This is a genomic window from Clostridium sp. TF11-13AC, from assembly GCF_003481065.1.
In the GTDB taxonomy this organism is placed as follows: domain Bacteria; phylum Bacillota; class Clostridia; order Lachnospirales; family Lachnospiraceae; genus Otoolea; species Otoolea fessa.
The window spans coordinates 398928-422231 of record NZ_QUKJ01000002.1 but is presented as its reverse complement, the minus strand read 5'-3'; the positions used below and the strand labels follow the sequence as shown (position 1 = coordinate 422231).

The window sequence follows — 23304 nt, the reverse complement described above, 5'->3', positions numbered from 1 at the left end:
TGCCGCCGCCCACAGCGCCAAACATCAGCCGGGGAATTTCCAGTCTGACAAACCGTAATGTACATTACTCAAAATTTTACAGATTGATAACCTTCGGTTCTTCTGTGAATGAATAAATAGTTGCGATGCCACTTTCAAAAACGAATACCGTCATCAAATTGTCATCAACCGTATACATAGACTGGAGAGCATTTTTATTTGCTTCCATCATGGCTACACGAGCTTCACGGCGAGTATCTTCTTTTACTGCACCTTTCACACGAATCCAAGTACCTTTGTTCATTCCACACATTTCAACTTTTCCATTTACTTTCATCTGATTGTAAACATCTTTTTTATTATTCGTTACAATATAAAGTTTTCCTTCAAATTCACATACAGCACCAAATGGGCGTACATGTGGCTGGTCTCCTTCTACCGTGGCAAGATAAAAAGTTCCGCATTCCTGCAAATATTTTACTACGTCATTCATTTCAAAATCCTCCTGAAAACAAATTGTATTTTTATTTTTTATGCGTATAATTATATATCATAGGAGAAAACAAACAAGTACGATATTTTACGATACTGGTATCAGAAAGGAATGTATATATGGAAAAGAAAAATCTATTTGGGCTTTGCCCGTATGTGACTTCGCAAAAAGTTTTAACAGGTAAATGGTCTATGTATATTATGTATTTGTTAACAGATGGCCCCATCCGGTTTAATGAATTACAAAGAAAAATGCCAGAAGAAATGACACATACAACGCTATCAAGACAGCTGAAAAAGTTGGAAGAAGAAGGCTTGATTGAACGCATAGAATATCAGCAGATTCCACCAAAAGTAGAATACAAATTAAGTGATATTGGAGAAAAATTCAGGAAAGTACTGAAGGAGTTGGAAATATGGGGAAACGAGTATATTCAATATTTAAACGATAAAGAATGATGAAATATTCTCCTACGAATATGGGTAGCATATAAGCTATTCAGTTTTCAAGGAACATCCGTTTTCGCGTTGGCCTCGTAGGCGCGCTTTGGTTGTCCTTGCAGGACTACCTACGGTTCGTTTTGACTTTTTTAGTGTCCTATGCAGTCGGATTGGGGCAAAAAAAATACCTCGTTGGTTTCCCAACGAGGCATCGAAGACGATTCTATTCTGTTTTCTGTAAACTGGTACCCGTTTATCTCCTGGTGACCATTTGAGTCACGGCCAATGTATTAAAAAAGCAAAGCTCATCTCAGCAAATCAGACAAGCTGTATTCTCCTTTGGGGATATTTGCTGTTCTGCGATACTCTTTTATGGCTTTCACCAAGAGCTGTGGGTTACTGAAATACTGCTTCACAAAATCATACGACTTCACATCATGCATCCGAAGATTTGTTTTACAAAATTCGCTTGTTTTTTTCCAGAACGCTTAAACTGATCATATGCTTTACTCAATCGAAATTCCTCTCTGCGAGAATCCAAAATCCGTATCACAGAAATCTGCTCATCAAATCCTTTCCGTAAGTATCGCTCCTCGAATCGTTTAGCACTTCTGCAACGGATAACACATTCTTCCAACATTTCTTCTCTTTTGAAAATCAGAAGATCATTATCAACCAGTATGTCGATAATAGCTTCTTCGGCAGATCCTTCACATATACACGCCTTATATTTTGCTAATTCCATTCTGCTGCCTCCTTAATTGATTGAAGCAGCCAGGCTTTTCTTCAAGCGCATATACGCTTCATATGCTGGCGTTGTTCCCTCAAGGAAACCGCTCTGATAGGCATCACTCTTTTTAATATCATTACATTTCAATATATGGCTCAAATTTTCTGCTGTAATGCCATTACGGTTTCTTACAATACAAATTCCGTCATTTCGGTCATATTCATCCAGCAGTTCCGGATAATGCGTAGTGAAAATAAGCGTTCCGCCATTTTTGTTCAGTCGGCTGTCCATAAAGAAGCGTAACCGCCATGTTGAATTCCAAAAGAAAAGATGCCATAAAAACAAGCAATCCAACAATCAAACTGTACTTTTTTTATTTGTTTAGGAGCACTACTTCTCTTTTCCATTGTACGCAAGGAAAACGTTATCAGTACAATGTAAAAACGTTCTATAACTTTTTGGGCAAAATTTATTCAATTTTTTTACTTCCGTGATATAATGCTTAATTATAAAAACATTAGTCAGAGACCCAACTCCCACTGAGACAAATTTGCTATTACTCACCACCTGAAGAGGTGGGAGTCTTCTCGACTGAGATAAAACGAGGTGAATCAGGTGAAAAAAAAGACACTTGTGCCTCTTCTCGTTTTTTTAATGGGCATATGCCTTGTTAGTTTAGTCGTATACAACACAGATACTCATGAAAAAGAGCAGAGCCGCACAACAGCACAATTAAATGCAACAACCTATGGAGAACGTATAGAGAATGAGATTATAAATGGAATAGAGATTACAGATGTTCTGAAACAGCTTTTGATCAGCGGAACTGGAGAAATCAATCAATTTGACACAATTGCAAAAAATATTATGTCGGATTCTGTTGAAAGCGTACAGCTTGCTCCGGCTGGTATTGTAACGGATATTTATCCGGCCGATGGAAATGAGGCAGGTAAGATTGATCTGATTCATGATAAAGAACGTGGTGAAATTTCCATATATGCAAGAGATCATCATACAATCGTTACACAGGGACCTTTTGAATTGAAACAGGGTGGATATGGAATTGCTGTCCGCAATCCTATTTATCTGAAAGATGAAAACGGGCAGGAATATTTTTGGGGATTTACCATTGTTATCCTTCGTGTTCCGGATATTTTTTCAGATGCGACAAGTGCGCTTTCGAAATTTGGATATGAATATAGTCTTTCCAAAACGGATAATCCATGGAGTGATAATTATAAAATTATTTATCAGTCAGATCGTCAATTAACGAATCCTGTTTCCTATGACTTTACGATAGGAACGGAGAACTGGAAGTTTGAAGTAATGCCTGAAAATGGCTGGGGAAACAATACATTAATAGCAGTAATCAGTGTTTTCTTTATTGCGATTACCATGCTTTTGGTAACTCTTACCCGGATGTGGCTGGTATCAAAAGAAAATAAAAACAAATTTCAAATACTGGCACACACAGATTCTCTTACAGGTATTTACAATCGCTATGGATTCGATGAACTGGCAGAAAAGATGATTAATAAAAATCCGAAAGCGAAATTTGTGGCTGTACTTCTTGATATTGATGATTTTAAATTTATTAATGATATCTATGGACATGTTTACGGAGACAAAGCATTAAGGAGTCTGGCAGACAGTATGAAAGCTTTTTTCCCGTCTGATGCGTTACTAGGAAGAAATGGTGGAGATGAGTTCTGTATTCTTTTAAAAAATTATTCCTACGAGGATGTAAAAGAGAAGCTACAGCAATTCACTATGGCTCCAAAGACATTTTCATATAAGGGAAAAGAATATCCATTTTATATTTCTCTTGGATATTCGGAATATCCGACATTTGCGTCTAACCGTTCACAGCTTATGCGCTGTGCAGATGCAGCCCTTTACGAAATAAAACTTCATGGAAAAAATGGCTGCATGGCTTATAGGGAAGGACTTGAATTAAGGGTTCGTAAACAACTGGGATTTGCATTTAGGGATATCTCCGAGCACCTTCCAGGAGCATTTATCATATACAGAGCAGACAAAGAAGATGATGAACTCTTTTATGCAAATCAGGAGTTTCTTCATATGGCCGGATATAAAGATATGGATGAACTATTCAGACTTACAAAGAAAAGTTTCAGCAACCTGATACGGGAAGATGAGAAGAAGAAGATAGAAGCAAGCATTTGGAAACAGATTGATAATGGCAATGGAAATGACTATATCCACTTTCATTTACGAAGAGCGGATGGATCGTATCTGTCTGTGCTTGACCATGGGAGAATTGTTGAGAGCCAGCAATATGGCAAAGTATTTTATGTATTGTTCATGGACTGGGAGGATATGAAAAGTCATTACAGTGAAAAATTTTCCGGATAATCGAAGGAAATATTGTAAAAAATATCGTTGTAAATAGAAAAATCCTGCTCATATTCATATATTGAACAGGATTTTTTCTTAAAATCGCATATGGAGCTTCTATTTTATTTGCCAAGGTATGATCTGTTTTCGCCAGTGAATTAAGCAATGACCGCATCTTTGGATCCAGATTCTTTTTCCCATAAAATGCTTCTTCAAAACCCATGATAACTTAGAGGATGACACCCATCAAGGTATCCACCAAGTTAGCCACCAAGATTCTACGCCGTCAGCAGTTATACTGCTCCTAATAAAATTGTGTTAATAGGGTTATTTAAATACAGCAGGTCAGTATGAGCAAAAAGTGGGATTCCAAGCCCGCGCTGGACGAGCATGGTTGCCGTGGAGCGTGAGGACTTTGACCGACTTTCCACTCTGGCAAAGAAGTACGTTACAGCAGAGAAAAAGGAATCCAAACTGCAAAAGGCGGTGGATGCGGCAAACAAGCTAATTGCAAAACTCAGGGCTGAGATTGACAGTTTGAAACAGGAAATTTCTGATTATAAGTCTGTCCACAGCAAGCTCCGTGCGGCGGAATTGGAGCGTGAAAATACGGAGAGGGACGCCGCAGGGCGGCAAGCGAAGCAGCGAAAAACGAATAAAAGTGTTTTAGGGCTTCGTTGATTGTTGCGTTGGCAACCCCACCGCAATGGTAGTGCCCTTCTCCGAACTTTTCTCCACCCAAACGGAGCCGCCGTGGAGGTCGGCGATCTCCCATACCAGTGAGAGCCCCAGTCCTGCGCCACCGTATTCCCGGCTGCGAGACTTGTCCACCCGGAAGAAGGGCTGGAAGATACTGCGCTGATACACCTCCGGGATGCCGCAGCCGGTGTCGGAGACGCGGAGCAGGAGCTTTTCCAACTCCTGAGTGACAGAAACCCGTACCGAGCCGCCCGGCCGGTTGTACTTGACAGCATTCTCCGTCAGGTTGAAGATCAGCCGGTAAATCAGTGCATCGCTGCCGGTCATAATGCCGTCGCCCTCCGCCGTCAGCGTGACGCCAAGCTTATCTGAGAGCGGCGCAAGATCTGTGAAGATCTCCTCGATCATGGGAGCGAGCTGGATCCGCTCGTTCCGCGCCACCTGCTTCAGATTGCTCATCTCCAGCAGTGTCCTGGTCATCTGTATCAGCCGTTCCGTCTGCTCACGCAAAAGCGTGAGGAACTCCGCCGTCTCCGGTCGCACATCAGGATGCTCCGCGGAAAACAGCTCCAACTGCGCCTGCATTAGTGCCAGTGGCGTGCGCAGCTCGTGGGCGGCGTTGCCGGTGAACTGCCGCTGGGCGGAAAAGGCGTTGTTCAGCCGCTCCAGCATCTGGTTGAACGAGCGGCTCAGCTGCCGGAACTCCGAAATAGCGTCTTCATCGATCCTCATATCGGCAAGATTGTTCAGCTGCACCTGCTCCACCTGCGAGGTAAAGCTGCGCAGGGGCTTGAGCGCGCGTCCGCTGACGAAATAGGCGAGGATGCCGCTGAGCAGCGTTATCGCCGCCGTGATGTACCAGTTGGTGGTGCGGAAGCGCCCCTGCACCCCATCGACAATGATCGTCAGATCCTCGCCAGGGGCTATGAGCTGTGGGTCAAAGCTCGCCGCTCCGCCATCATTCAGGATCACCGTGCCGCCGCCTTGTAAGTTGTCCGCAATGGTGTCCATATAATACATACCGGAGGAGCACAGCAGCAGATTCATGGCCACGCAGGTGACACCGATGAGCAGGACGGACATCAGCGTGATGCGCCACTGCAGGGAAAGCCGCTTCATTCCGCCTCACCTCCCATCAGATAGCCCTCGCCGATGCGGTTGCGGATGGGGTCATAGCCCAGCACGGCGCGGAGCTTTTTGCGCAGGGCGGAGATGTGGACGCGAATGGAATTGCTGAAGCTGTCCACGCTATTGTCCCAAACGTGATCCATCAGCTCCTCCTGACTTACTGGCCTTCCTTGATGCACCATCAGGTATTCCAGGATTCCTGTTTCCTTCCGGGTGAGCGTCAGCGTCTGCCCGTTGACGGTGGCGGTACGGGAACGGGTGTCAAAGGTCAGGTCTCCGCAGCTTAGCAGCACATCCTGCTGGGTAAACTGCCGCAATGTCAGGCTGCGGATGCGGGCCTCCAGCTCCGCCAAGTGGAAGGGCTTCGCCAGATAGTCGTTCGCCCCGGCATCTAGCCCCTGCACCTTGTCCTCCACTTCGCTGCGGGCGGAGAGGATCAGCACCCGCGTCTCCCGGTCGGTCTGCCGCAGGGTGCGCAGCACCGTCATGCCGTCCTTTTTCGGCAGATTCAGATCAAGAAGCACCAGATCGTATCGTTCCACGCCCAGAAGCGCCAGCGCTTTTTCCCCGTCATAGCAGTAGTCCACGCTGTAGGCCAGCCGCCGCAGGCTGCGGACGATGGTCTCGCACAGGGCGCGTTCATCTTCAATTACTAAAAGGTGCATGAGAGCCCTCCTTTTTATTTCTTCGTTTTTGTGTTGCTTTCATTATAGCAAAAACAGATAAGGTTTGTGTTAAGTTTTCGTTCTTAACAGAGACTTTAACTCTCCCGCGCTATGATGGGGACAGAAAATCGGAAAGGGTGATGAAAAATGAGTTGCGAGAAAAAGGCAGCGGCGCAGATCGCGCTGCTGATGGCCGGAGCCGCCATGCTGTGCTTCGGTGTCTGGCGGGGCGAGGCGGCGACAGTGCTGAGCAAAGCAATCAAATTATGTCTGGAGTGTGTGGGCATTGGGTAAAAAGTTTTCAGGCGTTTCACAGACAATGTCCCGCTTCCGGGGCTGGATTCAGGCGGGGGCGACGCTGCTGACCAACCTGCATCTGCCGAACTTTCTCAAGGGCGGACTGTATCAGGGGGCGGGGAAGACCGTCTGCGTGCCGGGGCTGAACTGCTACTCCTGTCCGTCGGCGTCTGGGGCCTGCCCCATTGGTGCGTTTCAGGCGGTGGTGGGGTCTTCCAAGTTCAGCTTCTCCTACTATATCATAGGCTTCCTCATTCTGCTGGGCGTGCTGCTGGGGCGCTTTATCTGCGGCTTTCTATGCCCCTTCGGCTGGTTTCAGGAGCTGCTGCACAAAATCCCCACTAAGAAGCTTTCCACAAAGAGGCTGAAGCCGCTGACATACCTGAAATACGCTGTCCTGCTGGTGATGGTTTTCCTGCTACCGGCGTTCCTTGTGAACGATGTTGGCATGGGAGATCCGTTCTTCTGCAAATACCTCTGCCCCCAAGGCGTGCTGGAGGGAGCCATCCCGCTGTCCCTTGCCAATTCCGGCATCCGGACGGCGCTGGGCAAGCTGTTTACATGGAAATTCAGCATCCTGCTGTCGGTGATTGCGCTGAGCGTACTGTTCTACCGACCGTTCTGCAAGTGGCTCTGCCCGCTGGGCGCGTTCTACGCGCTGTTCAACCGGGTGTCCCTCTTCCAGATGAAGGTGGATAAGAATAAGTGCGTTTCCTGCGGGAAATGCGCCAGAGCCTGCAAGATGGATGTGGATGTGACGAAAACGCCCAACCATACCGAGTGCATCCGCTGCGGAATGTGCTTCCGCGCCTGTCCGACGAAAGCCGTGTGCTTCCGCTACGGCTTCGGAGACGGTAAAGATAAGGCAAAAGCAGCGGAAACACTACAGACAAACAACACTAACAGGGAGGAATAAAACGAATGAAGATGAATAGGACGAATACTGCCGACAGAATTCTGGCGCTGCTGCTTACTGCACTGATGGTGCTCTCTCTGGCAGCCTGCGCCACAAAGGGCGGAGACAAAATGGACGGAATGAGTAGCGAACCGAAGAATGCCAAGGAAGCGGTTGCCATGCACAAGGAGCTGATGGCGCAGGAAAATGCCATTCTCTCGGAGAACACAGCGCTTTGGGAAAAAGTTTTCATAGCGGCCGACAAGGGCATGACCATGCAGGAGGACGGCAAAAACTATGGTGAGTTCTTGTTGGACACCATCGAAGGTTCCAAAGATCAGTTTACGGAGGATGAGCTGAAGCTGCTCAAGGAGGCGGCAGAGAAGATCCGCGAGATTGAAAACAAGCTGACCATGATAGAGAAAAAGTACCCCGAGGCGGCACAGCAATCTACGGATGGCGCTATGAGCGTGCCCGCGGGCAGCGACATGACCACGCCGCCTGATGACGGCAGCATGCAGAAATTCCCCGTCTTTGAGGGCAAGGACCTGGATGGCAACACGGTGAAGAGCGACGAGCTGTTCTCCGCCAACGCCGTCACCGTGGTGAATTTCTGGTTCACCACCTGCAATCCTTGCGTAGGCGAGCTTTCCGAGCTGGATGCGCTGAACAAGGAACTGGCGGAGAAGGGCGGCTCCCTCATCGGCGTCAACACCTTCACGCTGGACGGCGACGAAACGGCAATTTCCGAGGCGAAGGATGTGCTTGCCAAGAAGGGCGCCACCTATCAGAATGTGTATTTTGACTCCGACGGTGAGGCGGGAAAGTTTACCACCAACATCTTTGCCTATCCCACCACCTATGTGGTCGACCGCAGCGGCAATATCGTGGGTGAACCCATCGTAGGCGCCATCACGGAAAAGAAACAGGCGGAGACTCTGCAAAAGCTCATCGACCAGGCTCTTGCCGCCGATATGGGCTGACAAACGAATTTATCTTCTCCGAAAGGAGGGATACACCATGTATCGGAGAGTATTGCCGCTTCTGCTCACCGCGGTACTGCTGCTGAGCGGCTTTCACAAAGCCCATTGAAGAGCCTGCCGTGGTGGAACTGGAGGACCTGAGCCACGGCATGCGCCGTACAGAGGTCAGAAGCCGTGCCGGAGATTCTCACCTTGGTCATGTGTTCACTGGCGATCCGGAGTCCCCAATGGCGTGCGCTACTGTATCAACAGTGCGGCCCTGCGCTTTGTGCCTTACGCAAAGATGAAAGCAGAGGGTTACGGATATCTTCTGTATCTGTTCGAGGAATGAGTTCGCAAAATACTGTTATGTTTCTTAATATTTTTGCTATCAACATGTTCTCCTGCGGCCTTACGATCTGTCAAATCCATCCATGCTTTTGCCTTAAATGGAATCAAATATGCCGCATCCAAGACAGTCACTCCGTGCTTAAACTCTACGTCCTCATAGGTAACCTTGACTCCAAGAACTTTATCGAGATATTCCATGTCATCACCTGCATTCTTAACTCTTTTTCTGTATTATAACTTTTTTTGAGTTAAGATACAATATTTGAGTTAAGAGCAGTCAAAGATCAACATTATAAAAAATCATTTTCAAAGAAAAAAGCCCGGTGCAGCATGAGCATTACACCCACACTGCACCGGACATTCCATCATCGACTGCTTTGTCTATTTTCTTCTTCCTGCCGCACTTCCTGCTCATGCAGCTGCTCTTTTTCTGCTCGTCCTCTTTCAGGTTTTCCTGCATAATCTTCTGCGCCACAAGCCAATCCTGCATTTCCGATTTGGTCTTGCGGTACTCTGCATGTGTTCGTCCGTCAACGGCAAAATTGGACTTCATGGATTAAACAAATGTGTGTCTCCCTCTTTTTTATCGCAACATCATTCTATCCTTGTTGTATTTGAAAATGTATATGTACTCTTCTGATATATCCCCTTGTTTCTAAAATAATTTTCAAATGCATTTCAAAATTTTATTCTAAAATTTCTATAATTGCATGTTCAACTTGATGTTCTTTTATTTTGTCAATGATTATATGCATATTTTCTATTTCTAATTCTATTTTTGTATCCCCATCCTTTGGTACCATACCAAATTTTTGAAATACAAATCCAGTAAATGTGTCACAATCTTCTGCTGTAAATGTAACACCTATAGCGTCTTCAATATCACTTAATCGTATATTTCCTTTCACTTCCCACTTGTTATCGCTTATTCTTATAATAACAGTTTCTTCTTCCGACGATATTGGTTCAATATCGTTTAAATCGCCAACAATTTCTTCTAATAAATCAAAAAGAGTTACTATTCCAACCACTCCACCATACTCATCTAATACAATCGCCATAGATTGCTTCGATTGTTTCATATTTTTAAAAAGCACATCTGCTTTTGTAGTTTCCATAACAAAGTATGGTGCAGAAATTGCAGAATCTATAACCATATCCTTACTTTTTTCTTTTAATCTAAAATAGTCTTTTGCATTTAAAATGCCAATAACATGATCTATCGAATCTCCACAGACGGGATAAAGGGTATGTCGTGTATTGTGGATTGTTTCATCCCACTCCTTCACATCATCAGACATCCATAATATTGTCACATCTGTTCGATGTGTAGCAATCGTACCAGCCATAATATCATTAAATTCAAAAACATTTTGAATAAACTCTTTTTCTTGATGATCTATTGTTCCTTTTTCACTTCCCGCATCAACAAGCATACGTATTTCTTCTTCACCTACTTGATCTTCCGCTTCATTTGGATCAATACCACAAATCCTCAAGACAATATTTGTTGATATTGAAAGAAATGAAACGATTGGCTTAAATAGGATAGAGATTCCCGTAACCAATCCTGAAATCCCCATTGCCAGTTCTTCAGATTTTTTCATTGCGATTCTCTTTGGAACTAATTCGCCAAAAACCAACGTGAAATATGATAAAATCAATGTAATCAATATAACAGCTATGGTATCTAAAGTAGAACGTGGAATATTCACACCCATCCCAACAACCCAATCAACTAAAGGTTCTGAGAAATTATCTGCTGCAAAAGCACTTCCTAAAAATCCCGACAATGTGATTGCAACCTGAATTGTCGCAAGAAATCGTGCCGGCTCTTGCGTTAATCGTACTAATCTCTTTGCCCGACCATTACCTTGTTCTGCCATTCGTTCTAGCTTTGTTTCATTCATTGATAAAACAGCGATCTCTGCACTCGCAAAAATCGCGTTTAATATAATTAAAATAATCTGCACTACTAAAAGAATAAAAATTGATGTACTCATAAATAAAACCTTTCTACAATAAAATTATCTAAATATCACACTTACTTAAAAGCAACAAAAGACATGGTCTATGTTCCGAATACATAGTCCATGCCTTGCGATATATAAATAAAAATTCTATTGAATTGGTTCGCTTCAGAATCATTATCACTTTCGTCCATGTTAAATATTCCTCCTCTCAAATAGTATTGTAGTACAGTATAACAAAAAGACCTAACATAATCAATTCGAAAAAAGCAAAAGTGTGTTAAATTTATGTAAAACATAAAATCCGATTATTTTTAATTTCTTTGGGAAATTCAATTTTCTTTATCATCACTTAACATCATTTTAAAGTAAAAAGCAAGCCATTTTCAGACTTGCTTTCCACCATATCATCTTCCTTATTGATAAATCATTTCTTTATTCACAATCTCCCTTGCACATGCTTGTATATCACTCATTCTCGTCTAAAACCTCTTTCTTTGTGCGTCTATGCTTTCCCTGCTCATCATAAAACATATTTCGGGTAGCAACCTTTACTTCGGGTTGTTCCAACATTTTCCGTTCACTAAATACCAGATGAATATGATAATTCGTCTTTACAACAGGTTATTGACACCTGCGGAAAGAATTTTCCCACATTGAAGAAAATCAAAATCCTGTTCAACCAGTTATATGAATTTGCATTGAAGAATGACATCTGCAACAAAGATTATTCTACTTTTATTGAAATCACCCAGTACAAAGACCGCAATCCAAACAAGCATACACGTACAAAATTCACGAAAGAAGAAGTCGCAAAAGTCTGGACAATGAAAGAGGATAAATACTATCAGATTATCCTCATGCTGCTCTATAATGGCACACGTATCTCTGAATTTCTTGATTTGAAGAAAGAAAATGTGCATTTGGAAGAACAATATTTTGATGTAATTGACAGTAAAACAGAAAACGGAATCCGAAAAGTTCCGATTGCTGACAAGCTCCTTCCCTACTATAAAGACTGGTATAATTCTTGTCATGATTGCGAATATCTTCTTCATACAGAGGATGGCAAAAGATTTCTTTATCTCAATTACTATGACAGCTATTGGACTCCTCTTGTGGAACAGATTGGAATTGACCGTACACCACATTGTACTCGACATACCTGCATTTCCATGTTATCGGAAGCTGGTGTTCAGGATACAACAATCAAGAAAATTGTGGGGCACTCCGGTGCTATGACTTTGACAGAAAAAGTTTATACTCACTTAGATATGCAGGTTCTTGTAGACGCAATCAACAAAACCTTAGAAAATGAGGACAGCGTAACTGCCGATACAAAATCTGCATAGCAAAAAGGACACTCTCCAGTGCCTATCACCGAAAAGTGTCCTATATTTTTTAGATATTTTTGTTGCAAACGTGTTGCAAATGCGTTGCGAACTGAGTAAATTCCACCGCTTTTCACCACATCTGACAGCTCCACAAACCCTTGTAAAACAAGAATTTGAACGTAAATTCGAGTTCTGTAGATTATCGCTTGCTGAACTGCGGAGCGCGACGAGCTGCTTTAAGACCGTATTCACCTGACCTTGATCCCAAAAGTCCAGTATTCATGCGTTTTTTCGGGCTTCCCTCTCTCAGTAAACCCATAGGTAAACCCACGAAATCGCGAGATTTTTGGTGCCGTTTAACGCAGCCCGAATGCAGCATTCACAACGCTGCTTAATTTCTCAGGTTTATTATACTTGACTTTCGCATAGATGTCCATAGTCGTTTTGCTGTTCTCATGGCCTGCCAAATACTGCACCGTCTTTGGATCAACACCTTTGTAAATCAGATTGGTGATGTAGGTGTGCCGCAGCATGTGCGGAGTCACCTTGAAGTCCATCGTATACACCAGCTTGGGATTGTTCGGCTGATGCTCACCAAGCCTTGGCTTTATTCTATGCTTGATGGACTGCCCATTTACATAGGTGTAATAACAGCGTTCTGCGGTGGAACGGACTGTTATGTACTTCCAGACCCTCACAAACTGTGCTTCCGTCAAAACAGTTCCCTTTGAATTGGAGATCACATATTCCGATTCTGATTTTTCCCTTGCTTCCTTGAGACAGGCTACCAGGCATTTGGGAATCGGAACATCTCGCTTCGCTGCCGGAGTCTTCAAAAGTGTGTTGACCACCGGCTCACCGCCTTCCACATGCCATGCACGCCTTACAGAAATGTACGGCGTTTTTTCATCCAGGAATACGCAGTCCCATTGAAGTCCAAGAATCTCTTCTCTACGCAATCCCGCGTACAAGCCGATCATTACGAAAACATACGGTGGTAGCTCACGAATGCTATCCAGCAAAATGGCAGTCTGTTCATCCGTCAAAGCTTCGCGCCGTTTCGCAGGCTTTCCTCCTCTTGCGCAAATCGTTTTGGATGGATTCTCTTTGATCACCTTGCTCTCTTCTGCCGAATTAAAAATGTTCTTAATCAGCATATTAAGCTGACCATACATTCCGGAAGAACCTTTTGATAGCGGAACCATCAGCAGCCGCAGGTCATCTGTGGTCACCTCATCCATATACATCTGTCCAATTGGATCCACGATGTACCGATTCACCATCCGCTCGTATCCCTCCAACGTATTGGTTCTTACCGTTCCAGACCGCATCAGCAGCCATTTTTCGCAGTACTCTTCCACGGTCGGATTCTCTCTGTGGAAAACCACTTCTGCAATTTTCTTCTGGGCATCTTCCACCCGGTCATACAATTCTTCGCGTGTCAGCCCATAGATTGCCACTCTCTTTCCGTCTGCATCTGTAATTCGGGTACGATAATACTGTACCCCTTTCATCATCACTGTTCCGTATTCCGGAAGTTCAGCAGGACGCTTTTTTCCTTTAGCCATGTGTTCTCCTCCTCGTCTATCTTCATATATTGCGTGTTGTCACTTTTATTATCATGGCGTACACCACTTCCTTCAAGGATGTCGAATGTATGTAAAAAGGGCAGGGATTTTTGACCATCCCTGCCCTAAGTTTTTTCTGATTTACTCTTAATCTCACGATGCAAAAGCATCTTCCAGCACTCCTGCGAGCTGCTCTGGGCGATTGTATTTCACCTTGGCGTAAATATCCATGGTGATCTTGCTGCTTTCATGACCGGCAAGATACTGAACTGTCTTCGGATCAACCGAAGCATGAATCAGATTCGTAATATAGGTGTGCCGCAGCTGATGCGGAGTCACCTCAAAGTCCAGACTGTAAACCACATTTCCATTGTGTGCCGCCTTTTGCCCCAGAACCGGCTTCACCGTATGCTTTACCCTCTTGCCATCTTCATAGCGATAATAGCAGCGTTCCTTGGTGGTACGGGTTACGATATACTGCCATAATCTCTTGAATTGCGTATAGGACAACGGGTCTCCATCCCGGTTTGCAACCACATAATCCGATGTCGATGTATTCTTCGCCTCTTTCAAACATTCCAGAAGATTGTCCGGCAGAGGGACATTCCGATGCGCTGCCTTTGTTTTCAGCTCTGTCAGAATCACCGGACGATTATGCTCCGTATGCCAGGCTCTCCGAACGGTAAGGTACGGAGCCTCGCAATCAAGATACACCGAATCCCATTGAAGTCCGAGGATTTCTTCTCTCCGCAATCCTGCGTACAGCCCCAGCATTACAAACACATACGGCGGCAAGCCGTAAATGGCATCCAGCAGCTTATCCACCTGCTCATCCGTAAGCGGGAGGCGTTCCTTCTGGGGAATTCCTCCCACATTCTTCTTCAGATAGATGGTCGGATTCTCATCAATGATCTTGCTCTCCATTGCTGCCGTAAAAATACACTTATATATAACGCTCACCGATTTGTACACGGATGCCGACTTTTTTGATGCCGCCAGCAGTGCCAGGCGAATGTCATCTGCTGTTACATCTCCCATATGCATATCGCCCAATGGCTTAATGATGTAGTTCTTCACTTTCGATGTATAGTCAATCAGCGTTGTCATCCTGATCTGTGCCGACTACATCAGCAACCATTTCTCGCAATACTCCTCCACTGTAGGTGTACTGCGGCGATACGTCTTGTTCTCAATCTGCTGGATCGCTTCCTGTTCCTTCTGGTACAGTTCCTCTCTCGTTCTTGCATATAAGGAAACCCGCCGCCCCTGCTGATCTGTTACACGGGTTCGATAATACTGCGTTCCCTTCATACTCACCGTACCATAATCGGGAATCATCATTCTTCTTGCCGCCATATCATTACCTCCAATTCTGTTGTTGCTTTCATTATTGCGGATTCATCGTCCATACTCAACGATGTCGATTTTCACCGCCGAAAGCTTCGAGGTTTGCGATATGTCGCAGCACGTTCCATCGGTTTTGCACGGTGTGTACATTTTGCAATGTACTCCTGAAGCCCCACTTCCGTGAAATAAACGCAGCCGTTTTCCACATACTGAACATAGGAGATCAAACCGTCTGTTCTTGCAGCATCCAGTGTTTTTACGCTGATTCCCAGTATACTGGCTGCTTCCTTCCTTGTAATCAGTTTATCCATCGCCTTCTTCGCCTTCCTTTCGGCATTTGCCCTGTCTTTTTTTCTCTGCCTGTTCCGGAATGTAATAACCAAGCTGAATCCTTACAGCTTCGTCGATCCCACGCATCTGCCCCTTACTTACCCGCCCAAGATAGCGAATCACGCATATCTTGTCGCAGGTGTCGAGCTGTTCTGCCAATACCATAGACGGTTTTGCCAGTCCCTTTGCTTTACGGAGAAAGAAATGCGTTGGCTGCTTTCGCTTCTTCTCAATTTTCGATGTCAGCGGAGCAATCGTGATTGTCGGCGCATAATAATTACCGGCATCATTCTGAAGAACCACAACAGGACGAACACCGCCCTGCTTTGATCCAACCGGAACACCGAGATTGGCGAGATATAAATCACCTCGCCGATAAACCCAGTTTTCTTTCATTTTCTGTTGTCTCCAATCTCCATACACTGATATGGATAAAGCCTGCCAGGTATCATGCTGATACAGCACCCAGCAGTGCTTTCTGAAAATATGGTTTCTCTGTACTTTTTCTTATCACCCCAGAGATGTAGGATTTCTCACAGGCGGCAGTGTGCTTCACTGCTCCATTGGAATTTAACCATCCCGCCTTCCTTATGGCCGGACCGCGAATTACGGAAGTATCATTGTCCCTGTCTGGCTTTAGCACCGCCGCCGGTTGCAATCCGGCATTTGCTTCTGCGAAACCGCTATCGCCCCGATGGGCTTCATGGCGTGCAGTCGATGGCTCGACCAAACAGGAATGTACCTGAAGAATGAGTATTCAGTTTTCAAGGGACATCCGGACTTTCGTCCTTACAAAGTAAGTTTAACAAGAATCCTCCGGTTTCGCGTTGGCCTCGTAGGCGCACTTTGGTTGTCCTTGCAGGACTACATATGGTTTGTTTTGATTTTTTCAGTGTCCTATGCAGTCGGATTGGGGCAAAAAAAATACCTCGTTGGTTTCCCAACGAGGCATCGAAGACGATTCTATCTCATACGACTTCACATCATGCATCCGAAGATTTGTTTTACAAAATTCGCTTGTTTTTTTCCAGAACGCTTAAACTGATCATATGCTCCTTCTGCATGAATAATCAGCATTCCAATTTCTGGAGCAGTAATGACATTTACCACGTCAATTTTCTGCTCATATGCTTTACTCAATCGAAATTCCTCTCTGCGAGAATCCAAAATCCGTATCACAGAAATCTGCTCATCGAATCCTTTCCGTAAGTACTATGCATAAAAGCACAGCCGCAGAGTACATCTGTGGCTGTGTTTCGTGTTCAGTTGCTCACTGTTGCGTGGACTGGATATGGAGAGACAACATATCTCCCGATCTTACATGGGTGATCTTATCTGCCATCACTCTGGCAGTTTTCCTTGCAGATATGTCGGCATCCCCACTGCGGTCGTATCCGGCCTGACCTTAAACATGGCTTTTTCAATCTACCTTCCTTATCGGTTTTCCGCGATATATTTCTCCGCCATGTGGACTGCCACCGCGCCGTCCGCTACGGCGGTGACCACCTGACGGAGGGGCTTCGTCCGCACGTCGCCCACGGCGTAAACGCCGGGAATACTGGTTTCCGTGGTCTCTCCGGCCACGATATAGCCGCCGCCGTCCAGCGCCAGTTGACCCACCGCCAGCGCCGTGGCGGGCTGTCGGCCCACGCTGACAAATACGCCGTCGCAGTCCACCACGCTTTCCTCACCGGTGACGGTGTCCCGCAGGCGTACGCCGGTCAGCCTGTCCCCGGAAAGCAGCGCGGAAACGGTGCTGTTCCAGCGGAATTCCACATTTTCGGTCTGTTCCAGTGGCTCGTGATAGATCTTGGTGGCCCGCAGGGTGTCTCTGCGGTGGACGAGGATCACCTTTTTCGCCACGCGGCTGAGAAGGAGGGCATCTGCCGCGGCGGAATTGCCGCCGCCCACCACGACCACCGTTTTGTCCTTGTAAAACATCCCATCGCAGGCGGCGCAGTAGGCCACGCCCCGGCCCAACAGCTCCGTCTCTCCGGCAACGCCCAGCGTTCTGGGGTCTGCGCCGGTGGCCAGCACCACGGTTTTTCCCCGGAAGATCCCCTCGCTGGTCTCCACGAGCTTGGGAACCGCCGTCAGATCCATGCGGAGAACTTCCGCGTATTCGCTGCGTGCCCCAAAACGCTCCGCCTGCTTTTGCATCTTCTCCGCCAGAGAGAAGCCGTCGATCCCGTTCTCAAAGCCGGGGTAGTTGTCGATCTGCTCGGTCAGGGCCATCTGCCCGCCAGCAGACAGCTTTTCCAGCACGACGGTGTCCAGCCCCGCCCGGGCCGCGTACAGGGCGGCGGTGTAGCCGCCCGGGCCGCCGCCCACCACGAGCATATCATAAACATGATTGTTGTTCATATCTGAATCCTCCGTTATTTCGCCAAGGCTTCCTGAATGAAGCGGTCGATCTCTGCCTTTGAGCCGGGCGCGGTGATGGAATCCACGGCCTTTCCGTTCCGGTACAGCACCAGAGTTGGGATGACCTCGATCCCCTCGGCCCCCGCCAGCCGCGGCTCCTCGTCAATATTGATCTTGCTGACAACGAGGCTGTCCGCGTATTCCTCTCCAATCTTCTCATACGCAGGGCCGATCCTCCGGCAATAGCCGCACCAGGGCGCCCAGAAATCCACCAAAACGGGCTTTTCGCCCCGGGTCGCCTGCTCAAACTGCTCCTGATTCATATTCATAGCTGCCATATCTGTCAGCTCCTTTCTTTTGTTTGGGTATTCTCAAGACTCCGTTCTCGCCCCACACCACATCGTGACCTCAACCTGAGATGACGGTACTCTGCCCTTGGGACATAAAGCAGATGAGTAAGACCATCATCTGTACGAGAATAGCTGCGGTTTGTTGCAGCTTATTCCGCGCAGAGCTCCGCCACAAGAGCGTCCATCTGCGCTTCGCTGGTTTGGTTCAGTGCGCCGCGCAGCGATACCTCCGTTTCACACAGTCGGAGTTCCTTCATCTTTTCCAACTCGGCGCGCATCAGCCGCGCGGAAGCAGGGGCCCATGAGCCGTTTTCCATGAGGCCGATCCGGCGGTTTCGGAATCCCTTTGTCTGTAAATGATCCAAAAAGGCCTTCATGGGCGGGAACAGTCCTCCGTCATAAGTGGAGCAGGCCAACACCAGTTTCCCGCAGTAGAACGCACTGGCAACAGCGTAGGAAAGATCTGTCACAGTGAGATCACATATGCTGACCTGCACGCCTTTTTTCTCTAATTTACCCTTGAGGGTCTTCGCCGCATGGGCAGTATTTCCATGGATGGATGCGTGGGCAATCAGTATGCTCTCCGATTCTTCTGGTTCCCATTGTGACCAGAGATCATAGAGCCGCAGACACTCCTCCAGCCCTTCTGTAAGCACGGGACCATGGAGCGGGCAGATCGTTTGGATCTCCAGCGCGGAGGTCTTTTTCAGCAGAGCCTGCACCTGTGCGCCATATTTCCCGATAATATTGTAATAATACCGTCGGGCCTGCGGCACCCAGGGGGCACGGGCAGTCCGTTCCAGTGAGCCAAAGCGTCCGAAGGCATCCGCCGAGAACAGGATTTTTTCCGTTTCCTCATACGCCGTCATCACCTCCGGCCAGTGTACCATCGGTGCCAGCAGGAAGCGCAGCCGGTGTGAGCCCAGAGAGATCGTGCTGCCCTCGCCAACCTCCAGCATACGGTCTTCCGACAATGCACCCGTGCCAAAGAACTGCTTGATCAGGGTAAATGTTTTCGCGTTTCCCACGATCTTCATCTCCGGGTACTCTTGCGCTATCCGCATGAGGCTGCCGGAATGATCCGGCTCCATGTGTGTGACCACAAGATAATCGGGGTTGCGCCCCCCCAACACCTGCGCTACATTGGAAAGCCATTCCTCCGCCGCCCGTGCGTCCACGCTGTCCATCACGGCGATTTTCTCGTCCAGAATGACATAGGAGTTGTAGCTCACTCCCATAGGCTGGACGGGGTACTGGTTTTCAAAGAGTGCCAATGTGTTATCATCCACCCCTACATAGCGGATGGCATCTGTTACCGTTCGGATATCCATATAAAAAATACCTCCTATTCTGATGTCTTTGGTTTTCTTATAAATCGTCTATCAGTGCGGTGCTCTTGGCGTAGGCGGTACTGCGTGCCTCAAAGAAATCGGTCTTGACCATATTGGCGTCAGCGTACTGGCTGACCCATTCCATGCTCTCCGGTTCGCGCTCAAAGCCCGGATACAATGCCGGATAGCCAAGGCTCGTCCAGCGAAGATTCCCGAGATAGCGGATGTAATCGCTAATCATCTGCCGGTTCAACCCCGGGATGTCGTCGCCGATCACATAATGCCCCCATGCGATCTCCTGCTCCACGCCCTCACGCATCATCTCGCGCAGCGCTTGTACGCTCTCGGCGGTGAACAACTCCGGCTGCTCCTTTTGCAGCTCCGTGATGATATTGCGGAACAGCCACAAGTGCGTGTTCTCGTCGCGGTTTATATAGCGGATCTCCTGCGCCGAGCCGGGCATCTTCCCGTTTCGGGAGAGATTGTAGAAGAACATAAAGCCGCTGTAAAAATAGATGCCCTCCAAAATATAGTTCGCCATCATCACGCGCAGCAGCGTGGGAGCGTCCTTCCGCTCCTGAAACTCGTTGTAGCAGTCCCCAATGAAGGTGTTGCGGCGCAGCAGATGCTCGTCCGTTTTCCATTGGTAGAGGATGTCATTGCGCTCCACGGGGGAACAGATGGTGTCGAGCATATAGCTGTAGCTCTGTGAGTGGACACACTCCTGAAACGCCTGAATGGACAGGCAGAGATTGACCTCGTTGGCTGTAATGTAGGCGCCGATATTAGGCAGGTTCGCTGTCTGAATGGAATCCAAAAAGACAAGAAAACTCAGAATTTTATCGTAGGCGCTGCGCTCGGCTGACAGCAGGCGGGGATAGTCCTTCACATCCTGCGAGAGATTGATCTCCTCAGGGATCCAAAAGTTGTTCATGGCCTGCCGGTACCAGTCGCTGACCCAAGCGTACTTCATATTGTTGAAGTCGTTGAGGTTGGTGGTATTGCCGCCGATCATGCGCCGCAGGCGCACATCAGGGTCGCCCTCCGGGTTAAAGAGGGGCTTTTTCTTCAGTTCCATCATGCTATCCTCCTTATGACGAGCAGCTTTCACAGGCCTCGACCTCAAGGGCCTTGCTGCGGACATAATAAATGGTCTTGACGCCGGCCCTCCACGCCTCCAAATACAGTCTGAGCACCTGACGCATGGAATAGTCGTTGGTGATATAGAGATTCATGCTCTGCGCCTGGTCAATATGTCTCTGGCGAAAGCCCGCGGCGCGTACCGACCAGCTTTGGTCGATCAGATGCGCCGCCTTATAGTACCACCATGTATCCATAGAAAGCTCCGGAGCAACGCGGGGCAGCATGCTGCCCTTTTTTTCCTCTAAAAAGAATTTCTTCATAATTGGATCGATGCCCGCCGACGTGCCGGAGAGGATGGATGTGCTGGAAGTGGGTGCGACAGCCAGCAGATAGGCGTTGCGCATTCCCTGCACCGCCACCGTTTCCGCAAGCGCCCGCCACTTTTCTGAGGTATAACCTCGCTTTTCAAAATACGCGCCTGTCTGCCAGTCGCTGCCCTCAAAGAGCGCATAGCGGCCCTTTTCCCGTGCCAGTGCTGTGTCCGCCTTGACGGCGGCGTAGTTGATATGCTCGAATACCGCATCGGTGAAGGCAAGGTGCTCATCGCTCTCCCATCGGATGCCGCGCTTTGCCAGCATGTGGTGGTAGCCGCTGACGCCCAGGCCGATGCTGCGGTACTTCTGATTGGTAAGCCGCGCGTATTCCAACGGGTAGAAGTTGAGGTCGATCACATTATCCAGTGCGCGGATGGCCGTTTCCACCGTGCGTTCCATATAGGCCTCGTCCTCCACCGCCAGATTACCGAGAGACAGACTCGCCAGGTTGCAGACCACAAACTCACCGGGGAGTGTGGCCGTCACCACCACTGTGTCGCCGTTCTCCGTGTGCACCTCAGTGCTGATATGCTCGATGGGCGCCATGTTCTGTGCGATCTCCGTGCAGAGATTGGAGCAATAGATCATTCCCGTGTGGCCGTTTGGGTTCATACGATTTACGCTGTCGCGGTTGAAGGCGAAGGGCGTGCCGGTCTCCACTGCCGAGCGAAGCACCAGCCGCACGATGTCCTTGACGGTGACGCTGCGCTTTTCGATGCGCGGGTCATTGACGCAGTCCAGATACCGCTTCTCCCATTCCGTACCCCAGTAATCCTCCAGTGCGTAGCCCTTGACCGTGAGGATCTCATGCGGACACATGAGATGCCACGGCGCGTCTATGTTCTCCTCCGCCAGTCGCCAGAAGAGATCCGGATAGCACACGGCGGGAAACACATCATGCGCCTTCATGCGGTCGTCGCCGTTGTTGGTGCGCAGTTGAAGGAATTCAGGTAGATCCCGGTGCCATGCGTCTAAGTAAACCGCCGCAGCGCCCTGCCGCATCCCCAACTGATCCACCGCCACGGCGGTGTCGTTGACCAACCGGATCCAGCGGATAACACCGCCCGCCGCCCCTTGAAAGCCGCGGATGGTGCTGCCTGCAGCGCGCACCTTACCGAAGTACATCCCCATTCCACCGCCAAATTTAGAGACCTTTGCGAAGTTGTCCAGCGAGCGGTAGATGCCGTCCAGACTGTCCGGCACAGTGTCCACAAAGCAGCTTGAAAGCTGATGGTAGGGCTTTCGTGCGTTGGACATGGTAGGTGTCGCCATCGTGACCTCCATACGGCTGAGCATATCGTAAAAGCGTTTTACCCACCCCATGCGGTCAGAGCCTTCGTTCATAGCAAGATGCAGCGCGATACCCAAAAACATCTCCTGCGGTGTTTCCAGCGGCACGCGGCTGCGTGACTGGATCACATAGCGTTTGAGCAGCAGGTCAAGGCCGGAGTAGGTGAACAACTCGTCCCGTTCCGGGCAGAGAAAGTCCTCCGCCATAGCGATCTCCTCGTGGGTATAGTGGGCAAGAATATAGTCACCGTAGAGTCCCTTATCCGTCAGATAGCGAAGCCTGCCATAGAGGTCGCCGACGCCGCGCCCCTCCCATTCCTGTGCGTTGCGACAGCGAAAGGAGTGGTTCAGAAGCCGCGCCGCGATGAACTCCCACTTGGGTGCCTCTGCCGTAGTCAGCTCTACCGCTGCCTTGGTCAGTGCCTCAGCCCTCTCATCCTCCGTCATGCCCGGGCGACAGAAGCTCTCAAACTTCATTTGAAGCGCCGCGAGGGAGTAGATTTCCTCGGTAAAATCCATCTGGATACGGCGCAGCACCTCGTCAAGCGAGTTATCCCCCACCGTCTGCGCGATGGTATGCCGGACGCGGCGCAGCGCAGACCGCTTTTCGCGATAGAGGATGTACGCCTTGGCCACCTCATAGTGTCCGCGCTCCATGAGCGTCCGCTCCACCTCGTCCTGCACACGTTCCACGGTGAGCGGTACTGTGACGGAGAGATTGTTGAGAACGGCGGCGAGGATCTCCTCCAGTTCTCCGCCCCCAATCTCCCTTCCCTGTCCATCAAACGCTTTTTTCATGGCGTTGAAAATTTTCTCCTGTTGAAAAGGAACAGACTTCCCGTTTCGTTTTCTGATCTCCATTTCGATCCTCTCATCTTCTCCGGTCACTTTTCATGTCCTTTTGGGCAAAGAGCGGGCAAGCGCAGTATCACGCTTGCCCGCTCTATTTTTGAAAGCCAGTTTTTC

The 23304-nt window shown here is 48.1% G+C and carries 23 protein-coding genes and 2 pseudogenes; 8 read left to right on the top strand and 17 right to left on the bottom strand.

What is annotated here, in order from left to right; genetic code table 11:
* Nucleotides 1–76 precede the first annotated feature (76 nt).
* Nucleotides 77–472, bottom strand: a complete 396-nt coding sequence (locus tag DXD12_RS06265; RefSeq protein WP_107000742.1) for a pyridoxamine 5'-phosphate oxidase family protein — start codon at nucleotides 470–472, stop codon at nucleotides 77–79.
* A gap of 119 nt (nucleotides 473–591) precedes the next feature.
* On the opposite strand from DXD12_RS06265, the gene DXD12_RS06260 reads away from it, so the two are divergent.
* Nucleotides 592–930, top strand: coding sequence for a helix-turn-helix domain-containing protein (locus DXD12_RS06260; RefSeq protein ID WP_107000743.1), 339 nt, complete (start codon nucleotides 592–594; stop codon nucleotides 928–930).
* Between the two features lie 412 nt (nucleotides 931–1342).
* Here DXD12_RS06260 and DXD12_RS06255 read toward each other — a convergent pair whose 3' ends face one another.
* Both DXD12_RS06255 and DXD12_RS06250 read right to left on the bottom strand, forming a co-directional pair.
* Complete coding sequence (locus tag DXD12_RS06255; RefSeq protein WP_333489793.1) at nucleotides 1343–1657, bottom strand: hypothetical protein; 315 nt, start codon at nucleotides 1655–1657, stop codon at nucleotides 1343–1345.
* A 12-nt stretch (nucleotides 1658–1669) separates the two neighbouring features.
* Nucleotides 1670–1933 (bottom strand): hypothetical protein, encoded by a 264-nt coding sequence (locus DXD12_RS06250; protein WP_347561369.1) that lies wholly within the window; start codon nucleotides 1931–1933, stop codon nucleotides 1670–1672.
* A 324-nt stretch (nucleotides 1934–2257) separates the two neighbouring features.
* On the opposite strand from DXD12_RS06250, the gene DXD12_RS06245 reads away from it, so the two are divergent.
* The gene (locus DXD12_RS06245; protein ID WP_118637961.1) at nucleotides 2258–4018 is read left to right on the top strand and encodes a diguanylate cyclase; all 1761 of its coding nucleotides are present in this window, start codon (nucleotides 2258–2260) and stop codon (nucleotides 4016–4018) included.
* A 372-nt stretch (nucleotides 4019–4390) separates the two neighbouring features.
* A complete protein-coding gene (locus tag DXD12_RS06235; protein ID WP_182457032.1) occupies nucleotides 4391–4681 on the top strand; it encodes a hypothetical protein in 291 nt (96 codons plus the stop codon).
* Here the strand turns inward: DXD12_RS06235 and DXD12_RS06230 are convergent.
* The gene (locus DXD12_RS06230; protein ID WP_118481844.1) at nucleotides 4667–5818 is read right to left on the bottom strand and encodes a HAMP domain-containing sensor histidine kinase; all 1152 of its coding nucleotides are present in this window, start codon (nucleotides 5816–5818) and stop codon (nucleotides 4667–4669) included. The genes DXD12_RS06235 and DXD12_RS06230 overlap by 15 nt on opposite strands.
* Nucleotides 5815–6492 carry a response regulator transcription factor gene (locus DXD12_RS06225; protein WP_118637794.1) on the bottom strand — a complete coding sequence of 226 codons (678 nt, stop codon included), beginning with the start codon at nucleotides 6490–6492 and terminating at the stop codon, nucleotides 5815–5817. The genes DXD12_RS06230 and DXD12_RS06225 overlap by 4 nt, the downstream gene beginning before the upstream one ends.
* 147 nt (nucleotides 6493–6639) lie before the next feature.
* Here DXD12_RS06225 and DXD12_RS15265 point away from each other — a divergent pair, with 147 nt between their 5' ends.
* The 4 genes and pseudogenes from DXD12_RS15265 to DXD12_RS06210 form a co-directional block, all read left to right on the top strand.
* On the top strand, nucleotides 6640–6786 hold the full coding sequence (locus DXD12_RS15265; protein WP_182426666.1) for a CD1871A family CXXC motif-containing protein: 147 nt from the start codon (nucleotides 6640–6642) through the stop codon (nucleotides 6784–6786).
* Nucleotides 6787–6811: 25 nt separating this feature from the next.
* On the top strand, nucleotides 6812–7705 hold the full coding sequence (locus tag DXD12_RS06220; protein ID WP_182457039.1) for a 4Fe-4S binding protein: 894 nt from the start codon (nucleotides 6812–6814) through the stop codon (nucleotides 7703–7705).
* An 11-nt stretch (nucleotides 7706–7716) separates the two neighbouring features.
* On the top strand, nucleotides 7717–8667 hold the full coding sequence (locus DXD12_RS06215) for a TlpA disulfide reductase family protein (protein ID WP_118637959.1): 951 nt from the start codon (nucleotides 7717–7719) through the stop codon (nucleotides 8665–8667).
* 89 nt (nucleotides 8668–8756) lie between these two features.
* Nucleotides 8757–8998: pseudogene (locus DXD12_RS06210) on the top strand (peptide-methionine (R)-S-oxide reductase); the annotation flags it as partial.
* Nucleotides 8999–9334: 336 nt separating this feature from the next.
* On the opposite strand, the gene DXD12_RS06200 reads toward DXD12_RS06210, so the two are convergent.
* A complete protein-coding gene (locus DXD12_RS06200; RefSeq protein WP_233430213.1) occupies nucleotides 9335–9472 on the bottom strand; it encodes a hypothetical protein in 138 nt (45 codons plus the stop codon).
* A 211-nt stretch (nucleotides 9473–9683) separates the two neighbouring features.
* Nucleotides 9684–11000, bottom strand: coding sequence for a hemolysin family protein (locus tag DXD12_RS06195; RefSeq protein WP_118637790.1), 1317 nt, complete (start codon nucleotides 10998–11000; stop codon nucleotides 9684–9686).
* A 623-nt stretch (nucleotides 11001–11623) separates the two neighbouring features.
* On the opposite strand from DXD12_RS06195, the gene DXD12_RS06185 reads away from it, so the two are divergent.
* Nucleotides 11624–12319, top strand: a complete 696-nt coding sequence (locus tag DXD12_RS06185) for a site-specific integrase (RefSeq protein ID WP_243105352.1) — start codon at nucleotides 11624–11626, stop codon at nucleotides 12317–12319.
* Nucleotides 12320–12657: 338 nt separating this feature from the next.
* On the opposite strand, the gene DXD12_RS06180 is transcribed toward DXD12_RS06185, so the two are convergent.
* From DXD12_RS06180 to DXD12_RS06125, 10 genes and pseudogenes are all read right to left on the bottom strand, one after another.
* Nucleotides 12658–13869: a site-specific integrase gene (locus DXD12_RS06180; RefSeq protein WP_118637788.1), complete on the bottom strand. Its 1212-nt coding sequence runs from the start codon at nucleotides 13867–13869 to the stop codon at nucleotides 12658–12660.
* 153 nt (nucleotides 13870–14022) lie between these two features.
* Nucleotides 14023–15225: pseudogene (locus DXD12_RS06170) on the bottom strand (site-specific integrase).
* A gap of 71 nt (nucleotides 15226–15296) precedes the next feature.
* Nucleotides 15297–15527 (bottom strand): DNA-binding protein, encoded by a 231-nt coding sequence (locus DXD12_RS06165; RefSeq protein ID WP_118471502.1) that lies wholly within the window; start codon nucleotides 15525–15527, stop codon nucleotides 15297–15299.
* Nucleotides 15520–15942 carry a type II toxin-antitoxin system PemK/MazF family toxin gene (locus tag DXD12_RS06160; RefSeq protein WP_117484750.1) on the bottom strand — a complete coding sequence of 141 codons (423 nt, stop codon included), beginning with the start codon at nucleotides 15940–15942 and terminating at the stop codon, nucleotides 15520–15522. The genes DXD12_RS06165 and DXD12_RS06160 overlap by 8 nt, the downstream gene beginning before the upstream one ends.
* Nucleotides 15943–16524: 582 nt before the next feature.
* The gene (locus DXD12_RS15600; protein WP_243105351.1) at nucleotides 16525–16686 is read right to left on the bottom strand and encodes a hypothetical protein; all 162 of its coding nucleotides are present in this window, start codon (nucleotides 16684–16686) and stop codon (nucleotides 16525–16527) included.
* A gap of 294 nt (nucleotides 16687–16980) precedes the next feature.
* The gene (trxB, locus tag DXD12_RS06145; protein ID WP_117796825.1) at nucleotides 16981–17910 is read right to left on the bottom strand and encodes a thioredoxin-disulfide reductase; all 930 of its coding nucleotides are present in this window, start codon (nucleotides 17908–17910) and stop codon (nucleotides 16981–16983) included.
* 14 nt (nucleotides 17911–17924) lie between these two features.
* Entirely contained in the window at nucleotides 17925–18248 is a 324-nt protein-coding gene (locus DXD12_RS06140) for a thioredoxin family protein (RefSeq protein ID WP_107000750.1), read from the bottom strand.
* Between the two features lie 161 nt (nucleotides 18249–18409).
* Nucleotides 18410–19591 carry an MBL fold metallo-hydrolase gene (locus DXD12_RS06135; RefSeq protein WP_117567800.1) on the bottom strand — a complete coding sequence of 394 codons (1182 nt, stop codon included), beginning with the start codon at nucleotides 19589–19591 and terminating at the stop codon, nucleotides 18410–18412.
* A 37-nt stretch (nucleotides 19592–19628) separates the two neighbouring features.
* The gene (locus DXD12_RS06130) at nucleotides 19629–20672 is read right to left on the bottom strand and encodes a ribonucleotide-diphosphate reductase subunit beta (RefSeq protein WP_118637786.1); all 1044 of its coding nucleotides are present in this window, start codon (nucleotides 20670–20672) and stop codon (nucleotides 19629–19631) included.
* Between the two features lie 10 nt (nucleotides 20673–20682).
* The gene (locus DXD12_RS06125) at nucleotides 20683–23199 is read right to left on the bottom strand and encodes a ribonucleoside-diphosphate reductase subunit alpha (protein ID WP_181357201.1); all 2517 of its coding nucleotides are present in this window, start codon (nucleotides 23197–23199) and stop codon (nucleotides 20683–20685) included.
* Nucleotides 23200–23304 lie beyond the last annotated feature (105 nt).

What these genes read in the sequence shown, in the direction of transcription:
- DXD12_RS06260 (WP_107000743.1), top strand. Translation starts at nt 592, where the DNA reads ATGGAAAAGAAAAATCTATTTGGGCTTTGCCCGTATGTGACTTCGCAA.
- DXD12_RS06140 (WP_107000750.1), bottom strand. Translation starts at nt 18,248, where the DNA reads ATGGCAGCTATGAATATGAATCAGGAGCAGTTTGAGCAGGCGACCCGG.
- DXD12_RS15265 (WP_182426666.1), top strand. Translation starts at nt 6,640, where the DNA reads ATGAGTTGCGAGAAAAAGGCAGCGGCGCAGATCGCGCTGCTGATGGCC.
- DXD12_RS06250 (WP_347561369.1), bottom strand. Translation starts at nt 1,933, where the DNA reads ATGGACAGCCGACTGAACAAAAATGGCGGAACGCTTATTTTCACTACG.
- DXD12_RS06220 (WP_182457039.1), top strand. Translation starts at nt 6,812, where the DNA reads ATGTCCCGCTTCCGGGGCTGGATTCAGGCGGGGGCGACGCTGCTGACC.
- trxB (WP_117796825.1), bottom strand. Translation starts at nt 17,910, where the DNA reads ATGAACAACAATCATGTTTATGATATGCTCGTGGTGGGCGGCGGCCCG.
- DXD12_RS06135 (WP_117567800.1), bottom strand. Translation starts at nt 19,591, where the DNA reads ATGGATATCCGAACGGTAACAGATGCCATCCGCTATGTAGGGGTGGAT.
- DXD12_RS06215 (WP_118637959.1), top strand. Translation starts at nt 7,717, where the DNA reads ATGAATAGGACGAATACTGCCGACAGAATTCTGGCGCTGCTGCTTACT.
- DXD12_RS06180 (WP_118637788.1), bottom strand. Translation starts at nt 13,869, where the DNA reads ATGGCTAAAGGAAAAAAGCGTCCTGCTGAACTTCCGGAATACGGAACA.
- DXD12_RS06195 (WP_118637790.1), bottom strand. Translation starts at nt 11,000, where the DNA reads ATGAGTACATCAATTTTTATTCTTTTAGTAGTGCAGATTATTTTAATT.
- DXD12_RS06125 (WP_181357201.1), bottom strand. Translation starts at nt 23,199, where the DNA reads ATGGAGATCAGAAAACGAAACGGGAAGTCTGTTCCTTTTCAACAGGAG.
- DXD12_RS06235 (WP_182457032.1), top strand. Translation starts at nt 4,391, where the DNA reads ATGGTTGCCGTGGAGCGTGAGGACTTTGACCGACTTTCCACTCTGGCA.
- DXD12_RS06225 (WP_118637794.1), bottom strand. Translation starts at nt 6,492, where the DNA reads ATGCACCTTTTAGTAATTGAAGATGAACGCGCCCTGTGCGAGACCATC.
- DXD12_RS06160 (WP_117484750.1), bottom strand. Translation starts at nt 15,942, where the DNA reads ATGAAAGAAAACTGGGTTTATCGGCGAGGTGATTTATATCTCGCCAAT.
- DXD12_RS06165 (WP_118471502.1), bottom strand. Translation starts at nt 15,527, where the DNA reads ATGGATAAACTGATTACAAGGAAGGAAGCAGCCAGTATACTGGGAATC.
- DXD12_RS06265 (WP_107000742.1), bottom strand. Translation starts at nt 472, where the DNA reads ATGAATGACGTAGTAAAATATTTGCAGGAATGCGGAACTTTTTATCTT.
- DXD12_RS06130 (WP_118637786.1), bottom strand. Translation starts at nt 20,672, where the DNA reads ATGATGGAACTGAAGAAAAAGCCCCTCTTTAACCCGGAGGGCGACCCT.
- DXD12_RS06255 (WP_333489793.1), bottom strand. Translation starts at nt 1,657, where the DNA reads ATGGAATTAGCAAAATATAAGGCGTGTATATGTGAAGGATCTGCCGAA.
- DXD12_RS06230 (WP_118481844.1), bottom strand. Translation starts at nt 5,818, where the DNA reads ATGAAGCGGCTTTCCCTGCAGTGGCGCATCACGCTGATGTCCGTCCTG.